This is a genomic window from Roseibium salinum, from assembly GCF_026240905.1.
Classification (GTDB): domain Bacteria; phylum Pseudomonadota; class Alphaproteobacteria; order Rhizobiales; family Stappiaceae; genus Roseibium; species Roseibium salinum.
The window spans coordinates 411,090-429,005 of sequence record NZ_JAPEVI010000001.1; the positions used below are offsets into that span (position 1 = coordinate 411,090).

Annotated in this window: 18 protein-coding genes; 4 read left to right on the forward strand and 14 right to left on the reverse strand. The window is 61.3% G+C overall.

Annotated features, from left to right (window positions below; translation table 11 throughout):
* Positions 1-91: 91 nt before the first annotated feature.
* The 11 genes from ON753_RS01795 to ON753_RS01840 all read right to left on the reverse strand — a co-directional run bounded on the left by ON753_RS01795 (position 92) and on the right by ON753_RS01840 (position 10,547).
* Positions 92-895: a hydroxypyruvate isomerase family protein gene (locus ON753_RS01795; RefSeq protein ID WP_265960841.1), complete on the reverse strand. Its 804-nt coding sequence runs from the start codon at positions 893-895 to the stop codon at positions 92-94.
* Positions 892-1,539, reverse strand: coding sequence for a 3-oxo-tetronate 4-phosphate decarboxylase (otnC, locus tag ON753_RS01800; protein ID WP_265960842.1), 648 nt, complete (start codon positions 1,537-1,539; stop codon positions 892-894). Before otnC ends, ON753_RS01795 begins: the two co-directional genes overlap by 4 nt.
* Entirely contained in the window at positions 1,536-1,988 is a 453-nt protein-coding gene (locus ON753_RS26645; RefSeq protein ID WP_323054653.1) for a nucleotide-binding domain containing protein, read from the reverse strand. Before ON753_RS26645 ends, otnC begins: the two co-directional genes overlap by 4 nt.
* Positions 1,985-2,788 carry a 3-oxo-tetronate kinase gene (gene otnK, locus ON753_RS26650; RefSeq protein ID WP_323054654.1) on the reverse strand — a complete coding sequence of 268 codons (804 nt, stop codon included), beginning with the start codon at positions 2,786-2,788 and terminating at the stop codon, positions 1,985-1,987. Before otnK ends, ON753_RS26645 begins: the two co-directional genes overlap by 4 nt.
* Positions 2,785-3,684: an L-threonate dehydrogenase gene (gene ltnD, locus ON753_RS01810; protein WP_265960843.1), complete on the reverse strand. Its 900-nt coding sequence runs from the start codon at positions 3,682-3,684 to the stop codon at positions 2,785-2,787. Before ltnD ends, otnK begins: the two co-directional genes overlap by 4 nt.
* Positions 3,685-3,927: 243 nt before the next feature.
* A complete protein-coding gene (locus ON753_RS01815) occupies positions 3,928-4,776 on the reverse strand; it encodes an SDR family NAD(P)-dependent oxidoreductase (protein ID WP_265960844.1) in 849 nt (282 codons plus the stop codon).
* A gap of 34 nt (positions 4,777-4,810) precedes the next feature.
* Positions 4,811-5,827: a LacI family DNA-binding transcriptional regulator gene (locus tag ON753_RS01820; protein ID WP_265960845.1), complete on the reverse strand. Its 1,017-nt coding sequence runs from the start codon at positions 5,825-5,827 to the stop codon at positions 4,811-4,813.
* Positions 5,828-5,994: 167 nt separating this feature from the next.
* A complete protein-coding gene (locus ON753_RS01825; protein ID WP_265960846.1) occupies positions 5,995-6,891 on the reverse strand; it encodes an NAD-dependent epimerase/dehydratase family protein in 897 nt (298 codons plus the stop codon).
* 50 nt (positions 6,892-6,941) lie between these two features.
* A complete protein-coding gene (locus ON753_RS01830) occupies positions 6,942-8,444 on the reverse strand; it encodes a sugar ABC transporter ATP-binding protein (RefSeq protein WP_265960847.1) in 1,503 nt (500 codons plus the stop codon).
* 74 nt (positions 8,445-8,518) lie between these two features.
* The gene (locus ON753_RS01835; protein WP_265960848.1) at positions 8,519-9,460 is read right to left on the reverse strand and encodes a sugar-binding protein; all 942 of its coding nucleotides are present in this window, start codon (positions 9,458-9,460) and stop codon (positions 8,519-8,521) included.
* A gap of 85 nt (positions 9,461-9,545) precedes the next feature.
* The gene (locus tag ON753_RS01840) at positions 9,546-10,547 is read right to left on the reverse strand and encodes an ABC transporter permease (protein ID WP_265960849.1); all 1,002 of its coding nucleotides are present in this window, start codon (positions 10,545-10,547) and stop codon (positions 9,546-9,548) included.
* A gap of 389 nt (positions 10,548-10,936) precedes the next feature.
* Here ON753_RS01840 and ON753_RS01845 point away from each other — a divergent pair, with 389 nt between their 5' ends.
* From ON753_RS01845 to ON753_RS01855, 3 genes are read left to right on the forward strand one after another with little or no spacing between them, the layout of a single operon-like run.
* Complete coding sequence (locus ON753_RS01845) at positions 10,937-11,623, forward strand: aspartate/glutamate racemase family protein (protein WP_265960850.1); 687 nt, start codon at positions 10,937-10,939, stop codon at positions 11,621-11,623.
* Between the two features lie 32 nt (positions 11,624-11,655).
* Positions 11,656-12,711 (forward strand): aldo/keto reductase, encoded by a 1,056-nt coding sequence (locus ON753_RS01850; RefSeq protein WP_265960851.1) that lies wholly within the window; start codon positions 11,656-11,658, stop codon positions 12,709-12,711.
* A gap of 23 nt (positions 12,712-12,734) precedes the next feature.
* Complete coding sequence (locus ON753_RS01855) at positions 12,735-13,643, forward strand: NAD(P)-dependent oxidoreductase (RefSeq protein WP_323054655.1); 909 nt, start codon at positions 12,735-12,737, stop codon at positions 13,641-13,643.
* A gap of 224 nt (positions 13,644-13,867) precedes the next feature.
* Here ON753_RS01855 and ON753_RS01860 read toward each other — a convergent pair whose 3' ends face one another.
* Positions 13,868-14,548, reverse strand: coding sequence for a DUF2161 domain-containing phosphodiesterase (locus ON753_RS01860; RefSeq protein WP_265960852.1), 681 nt, complete (start codon positions 14,546-14,548; stop codon positions 13,868-13,870).
* A 418-nt stretch (positions 14,549-14,966) separates the two neighbouring features.
* On the opposite strand from ON753_RS01860, the gene ON753_RS01865 reads away from it, so the two are divergent.
* Complete coding sequence (locus tag ON753_RS01865; protein ID WP_265960854.1) at positions 14,967-15,947, forward strand: LysR family transcriptional regulator; 981 nt, start codon at positions 14,967-14,969, stop codon at positions 15,945-15,947.
* 142 nt (positions 15,948-16,089) lie between these two features.
* On the opposite strand, the gene ON753_RS01870 is transcribed toward ON753_RS01865, so the two are convergent.
* Positions 16,090-17,361 (reverse strand): TRAP transporter large permease, encoded by a 1,272-nt coding sequence (locus tag ON753_RS01870; RefSeq protein ID WP_265960855.1) that lies wholly within the window; start codon positions 17,359-17,361, stop codon positions 16,090-16,092.
* On the reverse strand, positions 17,358-17,864 hold the full coding sequence (locus tag ON753_RS01875) for a TRAP transporter small permease (protein WP_265960856.1): 507 nt from the start codon (positions 17,862-17,864) through the stop codon (positions 17,358-17,360). The genes ON753_RS01870 and ON753_RS01875 overlap by 4 nt, the downstream gene beginning before the upstream one ends.
* Between the last annotated feature and the right edge of the window lie 52 nt (positions 17,865-17,916).

Consider the following 17,916-nt stretch of genomic DNA (forward strand, 5'->3'; position numbering starts at 1 on the left):
GGTCGTGGACATCCCCGCTGGCAATCGGGCCACGACGGACGAGCAACCGACCTGAAAGACCGGTCGGCGACCGGGGCATAACCCGCAGCTTTCAGGCTGCGGCAGTCGATGGCGATTGAGCGTTCACCTCATCGTATGCTGAGAGCCAGCCCAACCCTTCTTCGGTGGTTCTTCCGCGGGGTTTGTATTCGGCGCCGATGGGACCAGTGAAGCCCATTTCGCGGATTGCCGCGATGAGGTTGGGGTAATGAACCTCGCCATCATCCGGTTCTCCCCGGTCGGGGACGGCCGCGATCTGAATGTGCCCGATCACATCCATATGCCGACGCAGCCTCTCGGTAAGGTCACCTTGCATGATCTGGGTGTGGTAGCAGTCGAACATCAGGCGAAGATTGGGCAGGGCGAGGGCGCCGATCAGGTCCGCCGCCTGCTCGACGCGCGAAATGTGGTAACCGGGCACGTCGCGATGATTTATAGGCTCTATCAGTATGTTGAGCCCGGCGGTCGCAGCAACATCGCAGGCATATTTCAGGTTGGCTCGGTAGGTCGTGTCCGCCTGCGCACCTGCGTCGGTCTTGCCGGCCATCACATGCACGTTGCCGGCGCCAATTGCCGCGCCGTACCTCACCGCCATATCGATCGCATCGCGCGCGTCCTGCTCGCGCCCCGGGACGGCGGCGAGTCCGAAGTCGCCGGCGAGAACGTCACCTGGCACGGTGTTGAGCCCCAGCATCGACAGCTCGGTCTCCCGAAGTGCTGCCGAAATCTCCGCGGGAGGCGTGCTGTACGGAAAATGACATTCCACGGCGGAAAAACCCGCAGCTTTTGCAGCGCGGATCCGGTCCGGCAGGGCGAGTTCGGTGAACAGAAAACCAAGATTGGCCGAAAAGTTCATTCCCAGTCCACTTCGAATTTGGTGACCACAGCAGAAATCTGTTGCGGCGTCAGCCCGATTGCCCCTGCACCACGCAGGATAAGTGCCAGCTTCGCGGTTTCTTCCAGTTCTTCCATCGCATAGACGGCGGCCTCAAGATCTTTCGCGGCCACCACCGGGCCGTGATTGGCGAGTACGACTGCAGAACGTCGCCCGCCGAGCCCGCGCACTGCCTCGCCCATCCCGGGGTCACCCGGTACGAAGAACGGCAGGAGCTTCACCTTGCCGAGGCGCATGATCGAATAGGCTGTGAGGGGCGGCAGCATGTTGTCGGGATCGGTTTCAGGCAACATCGACAGCGCGACGGCATGGGTGGAGTGCAGGTGCACCACCGCGCCCGCACTCCTGCGCGTTTCGTAGAAGGCCGAGTGCAACGGCATTTCCTTAGTCGGTTTGTCGCCGCTCACGAGGCGGCCGTCCGTATCGAATCTCGAGAGCCGCGCCGGGTCGAGCCGGCCGAAGCTCGAGCCCGTGGGAGTGACAAGCAATCCGCCGTCTTCAGTGCGCACCGAAATGTTTCCGGACGCTCCGCCGGTGAGGCCACGCTCGAACATCGAAGCGGCCCATGAGCAAATTTCCTCGCGCAGCCTCGTTTCGCTAGTCACGCACCATGCTCCATGAGTCTGGCCGCCTTGGAAAAGAAGTCCTCCGCGCCGAAATTGCCGGATTTGAGAGCCAGCACCAGGTCGGGCGCGGCGCGCAGGACGGGCACGCCCGGGTCGATTTCCGGGCCAATTGCCAGTTCGTGCGGGGCCAGTGCCTCGACAACCGCGCCGGAGGTCTCGCCGCCTGCCGCGATCAGCCGCGTCACGCCGCCTGCCACCAGCAGACGCGCGGTCTCGGCAAAGAAATTCTCGAAGGCGGCAGCAATCTCATCCTTTCCGTAGCGCTCCTGCGCCAATTGCACGACTTCCGGTTCTGCCGAGGAATAGATGAGGGGCAGGCCAGCCTGGGAGAGCGCCCAGCCGGCCGCTTGCTCAGGCGAGGTCTCGCCGGACATCAGCGCCTCGGCGGTCACTTCGAATGCCGGGTTGCTCTGGCGATGACGGTTCACTTGCCCGCGTGTGGGCGTTGAGCAGGAGCCTGAAAGGGCCGCAGCGGCTCCCCCTGCCCTGCCCAGTCGCGGCTGGCGGCCGATAGCAGGCCTTGCAGACGGAAGTTCTCGGGCAGGCCCATCGCGATACCGGAACCGCCGGTGACGAGCGCGAGTCCGTCGGCGGCCCGGCCGAGTGCAACCAGGTCAGCGTCGTCGACCGCATCGGCCACAAGAAGCCGCCGGCCTGCCGCGTCTTCGCTCCGCATCCGCGCCCGGATCGCATCGGGCCCTGCACGGACGACTCGCGCCGGCACGTGCCCCACGGGACCCGTCGTCTGCAGCCCCAGCCAACGGCGAAGATCGGGATCGGTCATCGGGGTGAGCGGGTGGTGTTCCATGCCGCTTTCGTTGAGCAGCTTGTCATGGACGAAGAGGTGCCCCTGGTAAATCGTCCGCCCGGCCGTGGGAAATGCAGGGCAGACGAGGACCTCACGTGCGCCGAGGGCCTCGGCCAGCGCCTCCGCCACCGGCCCGATATTGCCTTCAGGCGTTGAATCGAATGTCGAGCAATACTTGAACAGGAATTGACGGCACCCTTGCGCCCGCAGCCAGTCGAGCGCGGCGAGCGACTGAGCCACGGCCTCGGCCGGCGGGATGGAGCGCGATTTCAATGCCACCACGCCGGCCTCGACGTGAGGTGCGGCAGACCGGTTCGGCACGCCCACATATTGCACCGTGCTCATGTTGGCTTTTGCCAACGTGTTGGCCAGGTCGCTCGACCCGGTGAAATCGTCACCGATACATCCCAGCAGCATCATGCTTCTCCGGGGAGCTTGAGCCCGGCAGCGCGGGCGTAGACCTTGACCACCGCCGCATCGTCCGCCTGTCCGTCACCGGCTTCCACAGCGGCGCTGAACTGGGCAAGCGCGCTCTCGGTCACCGGCAATGGCAACCCGGCCGTCTCGGCGATCCCGGTGACGATACCAAGATCCTTGAGCCAGATATTGACCGCCGAGCGCGGCTTGTAATCCGCCTCGACGACATGCGGCGCACGGTTCTCGAACATCCAGCTCGTGCCGGCGGATTGCGATATCACCTCGACCACCCGGGACAGGGGGAGCTTCTGGCTCGCGGCGAAGGCCAGGGCCTCGCCGGTCGCCGCAATGTGGATGCCTGCGAGCAACTGGTTCACGGCCTTCATTGCGCTGCCCATGCCTGCCTCACGTCCGAGGTCGAACAGGTTGGCGGCCATCGCATCGAGGGCCGGGGCCGCGCGGTCGAACGCATCCTGCGCACCGGAAGCCATGATCGAGAGTTCTCCGCGGGCGGCGCGCACGGCACCTCCCGAGATTGGCGCGTCGAGATACAGAAGGCCAAGCGAATTGACACGTTCTTCCATTTCACGTGCAAACGCGGGTGGGACGGTGGCACAAGCGACGATCACCGAGCCGCGGCGCATGGCGTCGGCACAACCCTGCGGGCCGAACAGCACCGTTTCGATCTGCTTCGCATTCAGCACAACCAGTACCACGATATCGCTATCGGCCACCGCATCGCCGAGCGGCGTGGCCAGACCGCCATCGCGGGTGAGAGCCTCGGCCCTGGCGGGATCGATGTCGACACAATGCACTGTGTATCCGGCCCGCAGGAGCGACTGCGCCATGCCGAAGCCCATCGATCCGAGGCCGACGACCGTTATTGTTTCGTTGTTCATCTCTCTTGACCTCTAGTCGTCCGTAAAAAGGCTCAATGGCTTTTGTCCACGCCTGCTAACGGGCCTGCCACCCCATGGAGTATTCGCGCGAGGCAAATGTTGGCGCTTTCCGAATGCTCCGATGGGGATCGCGTCATGGAAACGCACGGTTCCTGTAAGAGGCGCGTCCGGCGCGACGCTGGTTCCCCAACCAGCGGCACCCCTGCTGCATCCGGGTGTGTCGATACCGTGCCCGGCGTGCGATCAATCCGCTTCCTGTTCGAGGAAAGCCTTGAAGGCGGCACCGTAATCGGGATGCCAGCGTGACAAGGGTGGGCGGTTCTGTGTTATGTCGCCGGCCGCCCAGGCAATCCGCTTTTCATCGGTTGCCCGGTCGACCTCGTTGTCGGGACAAAGAATGTAGAAATCGTCCCGGCCGAGTGCGTCAAAGAGGAAGTCGGCAGTCTGGTCCGGCGTCCAGGCGCCTGCGGGTTTCTCGGTACGTCCGTTCGCGGTCAGCGGCGTGAAGACGAAGCCGGGGATCAGCAACCGCGCTTCGGTCATGCAGCCCTCGGTGTTGCGCAATTCGTGTTGCAGCGCTTCCGTGAAAGTCTTCACGGCGGATTTGGACACATTGTAGGCCGGGTCGCCGGGAGGTGTCGTGATCCCCTGCTTTGAACCGGTGTTGATGATCAAGCCGGGCCTGCCTGTGGCGATCATGCCGGGCGCGAAGATTTGCGACCCGCGGATGATCCCCCACATGTTCACGCTGATAATGCGTTGCCAGTTGTTCTCGGCATCGAAGATCGAGCTGCCGGGCTGGATGCCGGCATTGTTGACGAGCACACTGACGGGACCGACTTCGCTTGTCACCCGCCGTTCCAGCGCTTTCAGCGCCTCCGGGTCCGCCACATCGGTCGGCATGGCGAGCGCCTCCGGCGCCCCGGCCGCGCGAACAGCTTCGACAGCCGCATCGAGGTCCTGCCCGGGCAGGTCGGCGATGCAGACCTTGAGGCCTTCGCGCCCGAGCCTGCGCGAAATCGCCAGCCCGATGCCCGAGGCGCCGCCGGTGACCACTGCCACGTTGCCGCTCTGGATTGCCGGATGCGTCATGTCGAATGTGTCCTTTACTGTTTCTGCACGTTTGTTACGCCGTCCCACCTTCGAAAATTTCGAAGCCGGTATCGATTTTCGTTCCCGCCGGTTCTGTCAGCATTGCCTCGATCGCGGTTTTTCCAATCAGGAAGCGGTTTGAGCGAATGGTCGAAAGCGGTTGCGGCATTTGGAAACCGATGTCGAGACCGTTGAACCCGAACACCGCGACGTCTCCGGGGATCGAAATCCCCGCGGATTGGCAATGAAACACGCCGCCCACCGCCATGTCGTCGTTGGAATAGACGATCACGTCGACCGGAGTGTCGCCGTCCAGGAGCTGAGCGGTCATCTGTTTGCCTGCGCCGACTGAACTTGCGCTTCCGGCAACGGCTCTGGCTGCGATGTCGAGACCCGCTTCAAAAAGTGCGGAACGAAGCCCCTCGAAGCGCAACCGGGCCCGCCGGTCGTTGTCCAGGTTGTGGCCGACGTAGCCGAACCGCCGCCAGCCCTTTTCAACCAAGTGGCGCCCTGTTGCGTATCCGGCACTTCGATGCGACATGCCCACCGCGATGTCGATCGGATCGGAATCGATGTCCATCATTTCGACAACCCGCACGTCGCTGAGCTCAAGCATGCGCCGGGTGGCATCCGAATGTTCGAAACCGGTGGTCAGCACCGCTGCGGGTTTCCAGGCCAGGAGACCGCGGATTACGTTTTCCTCCAGCTCAACGTCGTAGTTGCTGATGGATATGACCGCCTGCATGTTGTCGGTGGCTTCGAGCCCCGCGTGGATGCCTTGCAGGACCTCGGGAAATACGATGTTGGACAGCGACGGTATGATGACCCCGACGAGATTGCTGTTCAACGAGGCGAGCGATCCTGCGATGCGGTTTGGCACGTATCCCATCGCCCGCACGACCTCCATGACCTTCTCACGAGTGTCGTCCGCGATCGGTCCCTTGTTGCGCAGGATCCTCGAGACGGTGGATTCGCTCACATTGGCGCGCAGTGCCACCTCTCTCACCGTGACCTTACTCTTCCGGTCGGGCAGACGTTGTTTCGCTGTCATCACTCCCCGCTCTTCCACTATGTTTTTCCGCCAGCTGCTGCAGACGGCGCCATATCTGTCTTTTCGCACATATGTTTTCACTGTGTAAGATGACTTCGTCAGCGTCTTGGGAGTGCCTCCCGACCATCCTGCGGCCGGGAGACTGTTCATGTGGTCGAGGGGCGCTGTCAGCTGGTTTGCACGTATTGCCGCCAGTTGTGTTCCTCTTTGAATCCGAGGACTTCTTTAGCCTTGCGGTTTGACAGCAGAGTTTCGAATTCGCCGAGCTCTCGCGTCACCGGCGTTTGCGGGTAGAAGCGGTCTATCAAGTCGCGCGTGGGCAAGTCCGAAGACGTGTGGTCGTTGGCGGCGTTGAAGATCTGGAATCCGAGGCCGTCCTTCTCCACCGCGAGCCTGGTGATCTGGCCGAGGTCCCGCGCGTCGATGTAACTCCAGGTAATCCGCTTGCGGAAACCGGGGTCTGCGAACCAGCCGGGGAACAGATCGTATTCATGCGGCTCGATGACGTTGCCGATACGCAGCGCATAGACGTCGATGCCGAAGCGCAGCGCGAAGGCCTTTGCGGTGGCCTCGTTGCAGATCTTCGAGAGCGCATAACTGTCCATCGGATCCACCGGATAATCCTCTTCCAGAGGAAAGTGCACCGGTGCCCGCGGTTCGTTGGCGAAGACGAGGCCATAGGTTGTCTCGCTCGAGGCGATGATCACCTTTTTGATGCCGAGCTTCGCGGCGGCCTCGATCACGTTGTAGGTACCCATCGTATTGATCCGGTACACTTCGTTGTCGGGTGTGATCAGGATCCGCGGCACAGCCGCGAAGTGGACCACCGCGTCGACCGGCTGCGGCCGCAGCGACGGATCGAACTCGTGCAGACCCATATAGCTCGACAATGCGTTGAAGACCTGGCCCGAGTCCGTGATGTCGGTGATCAGCGTGCGAACCTTCGGGTTGTCGAGTGGCTTGGTGTCGAGGTTCAGGACCTGATAGCCGTTATCCAGAAGGTATTGCACCACATGCTTGCCGGCCTTGCCGCTGCCGCCTGTGAACATGATCCGTTTGGTCATTCATTTCTCCGTTTTTCGGTCAATGTGTTCGGTTTTCTGTGAAGAAGGGGTCAGGCCGTCGCCGCCAGCATCACCGTTTGTTCGTTTGCCTGGTCGCGACTGAGCTCGCCATTCACGCAGCCATCCTTGAGCACGATGATCCGGTCGCTGATCGCGAGGATCTCCGGCAGATCGGACGAGACGATGATGATCGACATCCCCTCCGATGCCAGTCTGTTGAGCAGAGCATGCACCTCGGCCTTCGCACCGATGTCGATGCCGCGTGTCGGCTCGTCCACGATCAGGATGCGTGGCTTTCGCGCGACCCATTTCGCGATGACAACTTTCTGCTGGTTGCCGCCGGACAGGTTTTGGATCTTCTGTTCCGGGCTTGGGGTCTTGATGCCGAGCGCGCGGATGAATTCCCTGCAGCGCGCGCTTTCCCTGGAACGGTTGACGAAGTCGAACCGACAGTATTCAGCGAGGTGGGTGAGACTGAAATTTTCCCGCACCGACATGCCGAGTACCAGTCCCTGGCCCTGGCGGTCTTCGGTGACGAAGCCGATCCCCTGCTCAATCGCTGCGGAGGGAGCGTGAATGTTTACCGGGCGACCATCGATGGATATCGAACCTTCGTACTCTCGGCTTCCGAAGATCATTTCCATCACCTCGGTACGGCCGGAGCCGACGAGGCCGAAGAAGCCCAGTACCTCGCCCTGGTGCAGGTCGAAGCTCACGTCACGGACCGGGGCCCCCTGGCTCCGATGTTTTTTCAAGGTGAGGCCGCGGGCCGAAAGCAGCACCTCGTCGCTTGCGTGGCTGAGATGGTGGCCGAACAACTGTTCGAGGTCGCGGTCGACCATCTTGCGAACCAGCCGCTCGCGGTTCATCTCGCCGATCGGGGCGCTGTCGACCGTGACGCCATCGCGAAGGACCGTGACGCGGTCGCCGATCTCGAAGATTTCGTCAAGACGATGCGAGATGTAGACAATGCCGATATTTTGAGCCACCAGGTTCTTTACGATCCGCGCCAGGGTCGCCGCTTCGTGGTGGCTGAGCGACGCGGTGGGTTCGTCCATGATGATCAGGCGGCAGTCATAGGAAATCGCGCGGGCGATCTCGACCATCTGCTTCTGGCCGATGCTGAGCCGTCCCACCCGCGTCGTAGGACTGATATCCATTTCGAGCTCATCCAGCACTTTGCGCGCATCGGCGTTCATCTTGCGCCGATCGATCATGCCCATGCGGTTCTTGGGCTCGCGTGCCAGGAAGATGTTCTCGGCAACGGTCAGATTGTCGACCACCGCGAGCTCCTGATAGATGATGCTGATGCCGAGCGCACGCGCGTGGACCGGATCGCGAATGACCACTTCGTTGCCGTCGATGCGGATACTGCCGCCAGGGTCCGCGCGCAGGACGCCGGTCATGATCTTCATCAGTGTGCTCTTGCCGGCACCGTTTTCGCCGGCAAGCACGTGCACCTCGCCGAGGCGCAGTGCAAGATCCACCCGGTCAAGGGCTTTCACGCCGGGAAACGTCTTGGAGATGGCGTCCATTTCAAGAAACAGGGGCATGACAACTTTTCGCTTTTTGAACCGCAGGGCAACGAAGGCAGTATCCCGCAGGTTACCGCCTTCGCTTCAGTCGCTTACTTCGTGTAGCTGTCGAGATTGTCAGCGTTCACCACGGTTACGCCGGTGTCGACGTTCTGCGGGTTCGGCTCCTCGCCGTTGATCTGGGCAACGAGGTGCTCCACCGACAGTCGGCCCATGGTCACCGGACGCTGAACCATGATGCCGGTGATGTAGCCTGCCTGGACGCCACGGATGGTGTCGGGCAGATCGTCAAAGGCAAACACCTTCAGCTTTCCGGCCATTTCGTTGAACTCGCGCTGCTCGAGCACCTTTGCCACAGCCGGGCCACCGACCTGGCTGATGCCGAAAATGCCAGCGAGATCCGGGTTGGCGCGCAGCAGGGCTTCAGTGACCGACACCGCGCGAGCGAGGTCGTCCTCAGTCCCTTCCATGGCGACGATCTCGATGTCCGGATAGGCCTCGAGCGCTTTCTTTACGCCGGTGATGCGTTCATTCAGGTTCGAGGCACCGAGCTGACCGGTGACGATTGCCACCTTGCCCGACCCGCCGATCGCCTCGGCCATCGAGTTGCCCATCGTCACGCCCGCCTGTTCGTTGATCGTGCCGATGTACATGCTGCGCGCCGAGTTGGCGCTGTCGCTGTCGAAGGTCAGCACGGCGATGCCGGCATCCACTGCCTGCTTGATGACACCTTCCACGGACTTCGGCTCGTTCACCGAGATCGCGATGCCGTCAACATGACGGGCGATCAGGTCCTCGATGATCTTCACCTGGGTCGCACCCTGGGTGTTCTGAGGCACCACCCACTGGTAGTTCACGCCAAGCGCCTCAGCAGCCCCCTGGGCGCCGGCATTGCAGTCGTCAAAGAACGGCACGGCGACTTTCGGAACCACTGCAACAGTAAGGTTGCTATTGTCTGCGGCCGAAGCGGCGCCGGCCCAGAGCATTGCGACGGTAAACGCCGTGGCATGGGCGAATTTCACTAGATTGCGCATGAGATACTCCTCCGTATTGCGCTCGACTTGAGTGTTAACTCATTGTCGAAATTCAGGTATTCGTTTGTTCCGGAACGTGTGTGAGCTAGGCGTTTCCTCCCGAGTATCTGTTGCGCAGCACGTCGATACTGACGGCTATCAGAATGACGCCCCCGGTAATGGCCTGCTGCGCGTAGGTGTTGACGTTGAGCAGCACCACGCCATTGGCGATGACGCCCACGAGCGCTGCTCCGATAACGGCTCCGGCCACACTGCCGGCCCCGCCGGAGAGGCTGGCGCCACCGATCGCGGCCGCCGCAATCACGTCCAGTTCGGATCCAAAACCCGAAGCGGGTTCGGCTGAGAGGTAGCGTGAGAAGCCGATGATGCCGGCGATGGAAGCGATGACGGACGACAGGACGTAAACCGACAGCTTCACCCGGTCGGTCTTTACGCCGGAAAGGCGCGCTGCCTGCTCATTGCCGCCGGTTGCATAGACATGGCGGCCGAACCGGGTTCGTCCCATGATCACCGCGAAGACGACCATCAGCAGTGTCATCAGGACGACCGGAACAGGCACGGGACCGATATAGCCCTGGCCAAGAAACGAGAAGAGTTCCGGGGTATCGGGCGTAACCGGCACACCATGCGTGATCATGTACATGAGTCCGCGTCCGATCGAGAGCGTGCCCAGTGTGGCGATGAATGGCGGCAGGCCGATTGCGGTGATCAGGAGACCGTTCGACAACCCGAAAACAAGACCGACTCCAAGTCCGGCGGAAATGCTGGCGGCCATGGACAGTCCGGCTTCAAAGGCGAGCGCGGTGACCAGAGAGCTCAGCCCCATCGCCGAGCCGACCGAAAGGTCGATACCGCCGGTGATGATCACCATGACCATGCCGATTGACATGATTGCGGTGAGCGAGAAGGCGCGGAAGACGCCCATGAGATTGTTGGTGGTCAGAAAGTACGGCGAGGCGAGGCTGATGAGCGCGCCCACCAGCAAAAGCGCTACCAGCACGTTGACCTCCCGCACGTGGTGAAGCTGCGCGATGCTTGACATGAAACTTCTTTGCGGCGTCGCCTGTGCCGCTTCGCTATTGGCCATGATGCTTGTCCTTGCTCCCTGAAATTGCACTCGACATCGTTCGCCGAATGCCGCCGCCAAAACCGTCACGGACCGGCCGCGCGATCGCCTTCACCTGACCACCGGATCGGGGTGATCCAAATGAGTGACAGCGCTGTCATGATAGCGCTGTCATTTTTTCTTTTGTCAATTAATTTTTTTCGCAACTATGAAACTATAATGAGTTCAAAAGCTTATCTTGCACGCTGCGACGTACTGGCGAGCGCATGCGTTTGGAACCGCAAATTTTCGGTTGCGTGAATGTACAGATCTGCTCTTATGACAGCGCTGCCATTTTGGAGCGTCAAACCGATTGGATCTGAAATGAAAGCCGGTCGGCTTGCCGCCTTCTGCACACAGGAAAAGGACATATGAACGTGCCCTCGCCAGGACACTCGCGCCGCATCGCCTTGATTCACACCGTACCCGGGCTCATTGCGACCCTCGATGCCTTGTTGGCGACCGAGATGCCGGACTGGACCCAGTTCAACATTCTCGACGAAAGCCTTCTGAAGAACACGATCCGCGAAGGCGTTCTGTCTCACGATACGAAACGACGCCTTGTGGGATATGTCTGGTCAGCTGTGGACGGGGGTGCCGATGCAATCGTTGTCACCTGTTCATCGCTGGGAGCGGCCGTCGAGGCGGCGCGACCGTTTTGTCCGGTACCGTTGTTTCGGATCGACCAGGGTGTGGCCGAGGACGCCGTGGCGCGGGGAACGCGGATCGGCGTATTGGCGACCCTGGCTACCACTCTGAATCCGACCACTGCGCTGATCGACGCCGTATCTGCCCGCAACGGGCGGACCGGGCAGGAGACCGTAAGTCGGGTCTGTGAGGGTGCCTTCGACCTGCTTGCGGCCGGGGATGTGGCTGGACATGACGCGGCCGTCGCCGCAGCGATTGCGGAACTGGCCGCCGACGTCGATGTCATCGTCCTGGCGCAGGCCTCCATGGCCCGCGCAATCGAGGGCCCGTCGGGCGCCGGCATCACTTGCCCCGTGCTTACAAGTCCGAAGCTCGGAATCCGCCATATCCGGGATGCGCTGACGCGCTGACGGGAAAGCAATCGACTTTCAGGGAGAAGAATATGGAATACAGGTATCTCGGCAATTCAGGTCTGAAGGTTTCAGTCCTCACCATGGGCACCTTCACCTTCGGCGGTCAGGGGGACTTTGCGATGGTCGGAAACCAGGGCGTCGAGGAGGCCCGGCGTCTGGTGGACCTGTGTATCGACAATGGCGTCAATCTGTTTGACACCTCGAATATGTACTCGCTGGGACGCTCGGAAGAGATCCTTGGCGAAGTGCTTGCCGGCCGCCGCGAAGACGTTCTGATTTCGACCAAGGCGCGGATGCGCATCGGCAGCGGCCCGAACGACGAGGGCGTCTCGCGGCATCACCTGATCCGCGAATGCGAGCGCAGCCTGAAACGCCTGCGGACCGACTATATCGACATCTACTATATGCACGAGTGGGACGGTGCTACCCCGCTGGAAGAAATGATGGCGGCGCTCGACACGCTGGTGACCCAGGGCAAGGTCCGTTACACCGGCTGCTCCAACTACTCCGGCTGGCATGTGATGAAGTCGCTCGCCATCGCCGACCGGGACCGCCGGCCGCGCTTCGTCACCCAGCAGATCCATTACACGCTCGAGGCCCGCGAAGCCGAGTACGAGCTGTTGCCGATTTCCGTCGATCAGGGGCTCGGCGTGCTCGTCTGGAGCCCGCTTGCCGCAGGCCTGCTCTCCGGCAAGCACCGCCGCGGCCAGAAGGCACCCGAGGGAAGCCGTCAGTTCGCCGGCTGGAGCGAGCCGCCGATCCGCGACGAAGACAAGCTCTGGCGGATCGTCGATGTGCTGGTAGAGATCGGTAGCGAGCGTGGCGTCTCGGCGGCGCAGGTCGCTCTGGCGTGGCTGCTTGGGCGTCCTGCCATCAGCTCACTGGTGATCGGCGGCCGCAACGAGGCGCAGTTTCGCGACAATTTTGCTGCCGTTGATCTGAAGCTGACAGACGAAGAGCGCCAACGCCTGCATGCCGTGAGCGAAATTCCCTTCATCTATCCCTATTGGCACCAGCGCAACTTCGCCAGAGACCGGTTCAGTTCCGGGGATCTCGCGCTTCACAAGGACTTCGCGCTGGACTGATCCAGCGCTCAACCGAAAAGGGAATGCCAGATATGAATTCAGACTCCATAAAATCCGAAAAAGTCGGCTTCGTAGGTGTCGGACTGATGGGTCACGGCATGGCGAAGAATATCGTCGAAATGGGCTATAAGCTCACCACGATCGCTCACCGTAACCGTACTCCGGTCGATGACCTGGTGTCACGCGGAGCTTCGGAGGCAGGCACGCTCGCCGAGCTGGCCGCCACCTCGACCATGATCTTCATCTGCCTCACTGATTCCGACGCGATCGAGTCGGTGGTCACAGAAATGAAACCGGCACTCACTGCCGGGACGATCATCGTTGACTGCTCAACCGCCAATCCTTCATCGACCGAGCGTATTGCCGCCGAACTGGCACCGCTTGGCGTGGGCTATGCCGATGCTCCCCTGGGCGGTACGCCGAAAGAAGCCGAGGCAGGCGCCCTGCACGCGATGATTGGTTGCAGTGAGGACGTTTTTGCCCGTGTTGAACCGGTGCTTTCAGCCTGCACCGCCAAAATCGTTCACCTCGGCAAGCTGGGTGATGGTCATCGCATGAAGTTGCTCAACAACTTCCTGTCACTCGGCTATGGCGCTCTTTACGCAGAGGCACTGGCACTTTCGCGCAAGGTCGGCATCTCCGTCGAAACTTTTGACAGCGTGGTCCGCGGCAGCCGAATGGATTGCGGCTTCTACCAGACCTTCATGGGGTATGCCCTCGAGGGGAACCGCGCGGCACACAAGTTCACCTTGTCGAATGCCTACAAGGACATGAAGTACGTGGAGTCCATGGCAAACGACGTCCAGTTCGTCACGGCCATGTCGAGCGCCGTGAAGAATTCCTACGCCTTTGGCATCACCAATGGCGGCAGCGGCGATGACGACTATGTGCCCCATCTGACAGATTTCATTGCCCGCGCGAACGGTCTTTGAGCTCCCGTCGAGAATTCGACTGTTGTTCTTCACTCAGGACCGGCACCGCCCCTGTGCACGCGGTGCCGGAACAAGAAGGCTGAACGCGAGAAGCGTTGCGCCGGATATTTCCGGGCCATGTTGTTCCCCTTCGGAAGGATTTCGGCCGTCTGCACGTTCGACCGCTCGCTCTCAAACCGTCGGGTAGACAGGCTTCCACGCCGTTCAGTTGAACCCTCAAAGGCTCAAATCCGGTCGGTGTCTTCCACGCGGCATTTTAGGGACTCGCGGCCCTTGGGGCTCAAGGCATAGACCCCGCGCGCCACGCGTTCGAACCACCCGTAATGATCGTCGGTCATCATTCGCGTTGCGCGGCCGACACCGGTGGCTTTCGCCACATCCGCCCCGCGGCTGGGACCGTTGGCCTCCAGATGCTCGGCACAGCGGATGGCATCCTGGCGATAGGCAGTTACCAGGGAGACGCGTGTCGAGCCGCCCACGTTCGGGTCGCCGACGCGGCGCGAGAATTCTTTCAGCAGCCGGTCCCTGCGCAGCTTGGACTTGCGCGGTGCGTAGGGCGCGGGGTCGAGATGAATCTCGACGAAGCCATCGGACAACCTGACGGTGATCACTCCAAGACCTAGCCGCCGGGCGAGCATGAGGTTGCTCTTGAGCGCTTGCTGAAAACGCCGCCCGGTCCCCCGTGCCACCGCAACATAGACCGCATCGGTCATCGATTGACGCGCGATGGCCTGGTGGAAAAGGCTTAAGGAGAACCCGGTTTTCAATTCGACGATCACCGGGTCGGCGTCGCCGCGGCAGGCGACTAGGTCTGCGGCCCCCACCTCGGCCTTCACGTCGTAGCCCTGCCCGATGAGGAAAGCCTTGACCGGCGGATAGAGTTCGGTTTCCAGAATGCGCCCCATCAAGACAGTCTATGCGGGAAGCATGACCCGGACAATCGGCCGGCGCCGCGTACAGGCAGCGGTCCACGGTTTCCTGAAAATGGCGGATGGGCTTCAGTCTGACAGGTTCCCACCCCTGCCCTCAAGTCCGATGCGGCTGTATTTACTGCACGCAACTGCACGCAACATTCGGCTTCGGGACGGTGAAAGGGCGGCGCGCCCGTTTGTGGTGCCGGTGGAACCCTTGCGGAAATGGCACCGCACAGGCACTGCAGGCGTCCCTTCCGTCGATTGTGAACGCCATGCCGGTCTTCAGAGGCTGGCGACAGGCCCATCAAGAAGCTGAACTGGCTAAGCTTTTTCGGTTCGTGAAAAAATTCGTTGACAAAAAATGACAGCGCTATCATGACAGCGCTATCATTGGCCGATGCCCTACGCATTGAGCGACGTCTGGTGGACGGGATGGCGTAGCCGGCCAAACACAGAGAAAGAACAAAGTCCCATGGAAAGCCGTTGGCTGGAAGACTTCCTGAGCCTGGTCGATACCCGCAATTTTTCGCGATCGGCTGAGGCGCGCTACACGACGCAGCCTGCCTTCAGCCGGCGGATCAAGAGCCTGGAGGAATGGGTGGGGGCGCAGTTGTTCAATCGGGCGACGCAGCCGATCTCACTCACGCCTTCGGGGGAGCGGTTTCGTCAGGTCGCGGAAGACGTGCTTCGCCGTCTTTACCAGGGGCGCGAAGATTCACGCAGAATTGGAGATGCCTCGCTCCACACCATCCGGTTCTCAGCAACCCACAGCCTGTCGCTGAACTTCTTTCCCGGTTGGTTGCGCAAGATCGAGACGAAGAGCCACACCTTCAACACGCGCCTCGATACCGTGCAGTTCAAGGAGTGCATCCAGATGCTTCTGCGCGGCGATTGTCATTTCGTCCTCAGCTACACCCATTCGGCGATCCCTATGAACCTTTCTTCCGACAATTTCGTCGGCAAGGTGGTGCTGCGGGACAGGCTCGTCCCGGTGACGCTTCCCGACTCGTCGGGCCAGCCGATCGACCGCCTTCCAGGCACGGAAGACGAACCGGTGCACTACCTGGCCTACTCCGAAACGTCCGCAATCGGCCAGGTCGTCGAACAGTTGATTGCAAATATGGGTGAGCCGGTGCACCTCAATCGGGTGTTCGTTTCTCACATGGCAGCAGTACTCAAGCCGATGAGTTCCGAAGGACGCGGAACGGCCTGGCTGCCCGAAAGCCACATTCAGACCGATCTGGCCGAAGGGTCACTCGTGCTGGCGGGTGACGAAAAATGGTTCATCCCCATCGACATACGACTCATCCGGTCGAAGGATCCGCTGCCGCTGACATCGGAAGAGTTCTGGTCGCTGATCGAAACGGACGAGGATTCGGATTGGGGCTGATGCGGGGCCTGTACCGGCCAAGCTCGAGCGTTGCGGTCCAGGATCTCGTCGTTGCCAATCTTGCCGTGCTGCGTGCCCGGGAAGATTGGCGCGGGCAAACCATCCATAACGAGTGGCTCCTTCAATTTTATGGGGCCATACCCTAACGCAGAAGCGTCGGCAGAAACGACGAGAGGTCGGGGAACAGGATCAGCAGGACGACCACGCAGATCTCTGCGAAAAGAAACGGCAGAACCGCCCGCACGATCGGAGTGACCGGACTATCCGCGATCCGGCAAGCGACGAAGAGACAGACGCCAACGGGCGGCGTGATCAGGCCGAGCGTCAACGTCAGGATGATGACCATGGCCAGCTGAAGCGGATCGATCGCCATTCCCGCGGTCACCGGCATGAGCATGGGAACCAGCAGCACGATCGCCGCACCTGGTTCGAGGAAGGTTCCCACGACGAGCAGGATTGCCATCAGCGCCAGCAGGAAGAGTGTCGGGTTGCCCTGGAAGAACTGGGCGAATGCATTGACCCACGTCGCGATGCCGCCGACCGTCAGCACATAGGACATCACCGTCGCCGCCGCTATGATCAGGTAAATCGTGGCGGTGATCCGGGCACTGCGCTTCAGGGCGCTCCAGAAACTTGCAAGATCGATGCTTCGGAAGACGAAGACCGAGATAAGCAGCGCATAAAGAACCGCGACGCCTCCGGCCTCGGTCGCTGTAAATATGCCCAGAAGCGTTCCCAGCACGATGAGGGCCGGAAGTCCCATAACCAGCAGCCCGTCCCGAACCAGGGTCCCCAGTTCGCCCGGTTCAATTCGCGTGTCGGACTTCGGCAACCGTCCGCCGCGTGCCTGGAACCGGATCACGGCCGCCATCGAGCCCGCCATCAGCAACCCGGGAACGATGCCTGCGACAAAAAGATCGATTACGGATTGCCGGGTCACCGCGGCGTAGATGATCATGATGACCGATGGCGGAATGATCGGCCCAATGATCGACGAGGCGATCGTTACCGCCGCGGCGTAATGCTTGCTGTAGCCTTCTTCCGGCATGCCCTTGATGAAGATTTGCCCCAGGGCCGCGGTGTCGGCCACGGCAGCCCCGGAAATGCCGGCAAACAACACCGAGGACGACACGTTTGCATAGGCTGTTGCTCCCGGCACGCCGCGCGTCAGGAGACCGGCCAGCCGGATCAGGCGTGTCGTGATCCCGCCCCGGTTCATGATCTCGCCTGCAAGGATGTAGAATGGCGCCGCAAGAAGAACGAAATTGTCCATGCCGGTGAACAGCCGCGTCGGTACGGTCACCAGGTCAAGGTCGAGAGCCCACAGGCCGAATGCCCCTGAGATACCCAGGGCAAATACGATCGGAACACCGGCGATCAGCAGCAGAACGAAAGCGATGGACATTGCGATCATGCGAGGGGATCCTTGGTCTCGATTTCGTCCGTCAGGCTCTCCGGCAGGAGTATCAGGATGATCGACTTTATGAACATGAGTGCCGCTCCCACCGGGATGGCGAGATAGGGGAAGGTCATCGGGACCCGCACCGATGGCGAGACTTGGCGGAAATTCTTGATTGCGGCAGGAATACCCTCCCACATCAGCAGCACGCAGAAGGCTGCGATGCAGCTTAGGACCAGCAGTCTGCGAAGCCGTTTCAACCTTTCAGGCGCACGGGCGCCAAGCAGATCGATCGCCATGTGTTCGTTGCGCAGGAGCGCCGCGCTCCCAGCCAGCATGACCATCCATGTCGTGGCGTAGCGCATCGTCTCCTCGGTCCAGGACAGCGGATCGACGAGGACATAGCGGAAGAAGACCTGCGAAAGATTCATCGCGATCACGGCCAGCAGCAACAGAGCAGAGATGATCTCCACGCCATGCATCAAGCTCATGCCGAAGCGAAACAGAAACGGTTTCATTTATCATCCTGCTGGTTTCGAATGCGCGGCAACCGTTCAATTTGGGCTGGCC

Coding starts and splice junctions, on each gene's coding strand:
- ON753_RS01850 (WP_265960851.1), top strand. CDS start 11,656: ATGGAATACAGGTATCTCGGCAATTCAGGTCTGAAGGTTTCAGTCCTC.
- ON753_RS01835 (WP_265960848.1), bottom strand. CDS start 9,460: ATGCGCAATCTAGTGAAATTCGCCCATGCCACGGCGTTTACCGTCGCA.
- ON753_RS01820 (WP_265960845.1), bottom strand. CDS start 5,827: ATGACAGCGAAACAACGTCTGCCCGACCGGAAGAGTAAGGTCACGGTG.
- ON753_RS01830 (WP_265960847.1), bottom strand. CDS start 8,444: ATGCCCCTGTTTCTTGAAATGGACGCCATCTCCAAGACGTTTCCCGGC.
- ON753_RS01845 (WP_265960850.1), top strand. CDS start 10,937: ATGAACGTGCCCTCGCCAGGACACTCGCGCCGCATCGCCTTGATTCAC.
- ON753_RS01840 (WP_265960849.1), bottom strand. CDS start 10,547: ATGGCCAATAGCGAAGCGGCACAGGCGACGCCGCAAAGAAGTTTCATG.
- ON753_RS01875 (WP_265960856.1), bottom strand. CDS start 17,864: ATGAAACCGTTTCTGTTTCGCTTCGGCATGAGCTTGATGCATGGCGTG.
- ON753_RS01825 (WP_265960846.1), bottom strand. CDS start 6,891: ATGACCAAACGGATCATGTTCACAGGCGGCAGCGGCAAGGCCGGCAAG.
- ltnD (WP_265960843.1), bottom strand. CDS start 3,684: ATGAACAACGAAACAATAACGGTCGTCGGCCTCGGATCGATGGGCTTC.
- ON753_RS01815 (WP_265960844.1), bottom strand. CDS start 4,776: ATGACGCATCCGGCAATCCAGAGCGGCAACGTGGCAGTGGTCACCGGC.
- ON753_RS01795 (WP_265960841.1), bottom strand. CDS start 895: ATGAACTTTTCGGCCAATCTTGGTTTTCTGTTCACCGAACTCGCCCTG.
- ON753_RS01855 (WP_323054655.1), top strand. CDS start 12,735: ATGCCAGATATGAATTCAGACTCCATAAAATCCGAAAAAGTCGGCTTC.
- ON753_RS01860 (WP_265960852.1), bottom strand. CDS start 14,548: ATGGGGCGCATTCTGGAAACCGAACTCTATCCGCCGGTCAAGGCTTTC.
- ON753_RS01870 (WP_265960855.1), bottom strand. CDS start 17,361: ATGATCGCAATGTCCATCGCTTTCGTTCTGCTGCTGATCGCCGGTGTT.
- otnK (WP_323054654.1), bottom strand. CDS start 2,788: ATGATGCTGCTGGGATGTATCGGTGACGATTTCACCGGGTCGAGCGAC.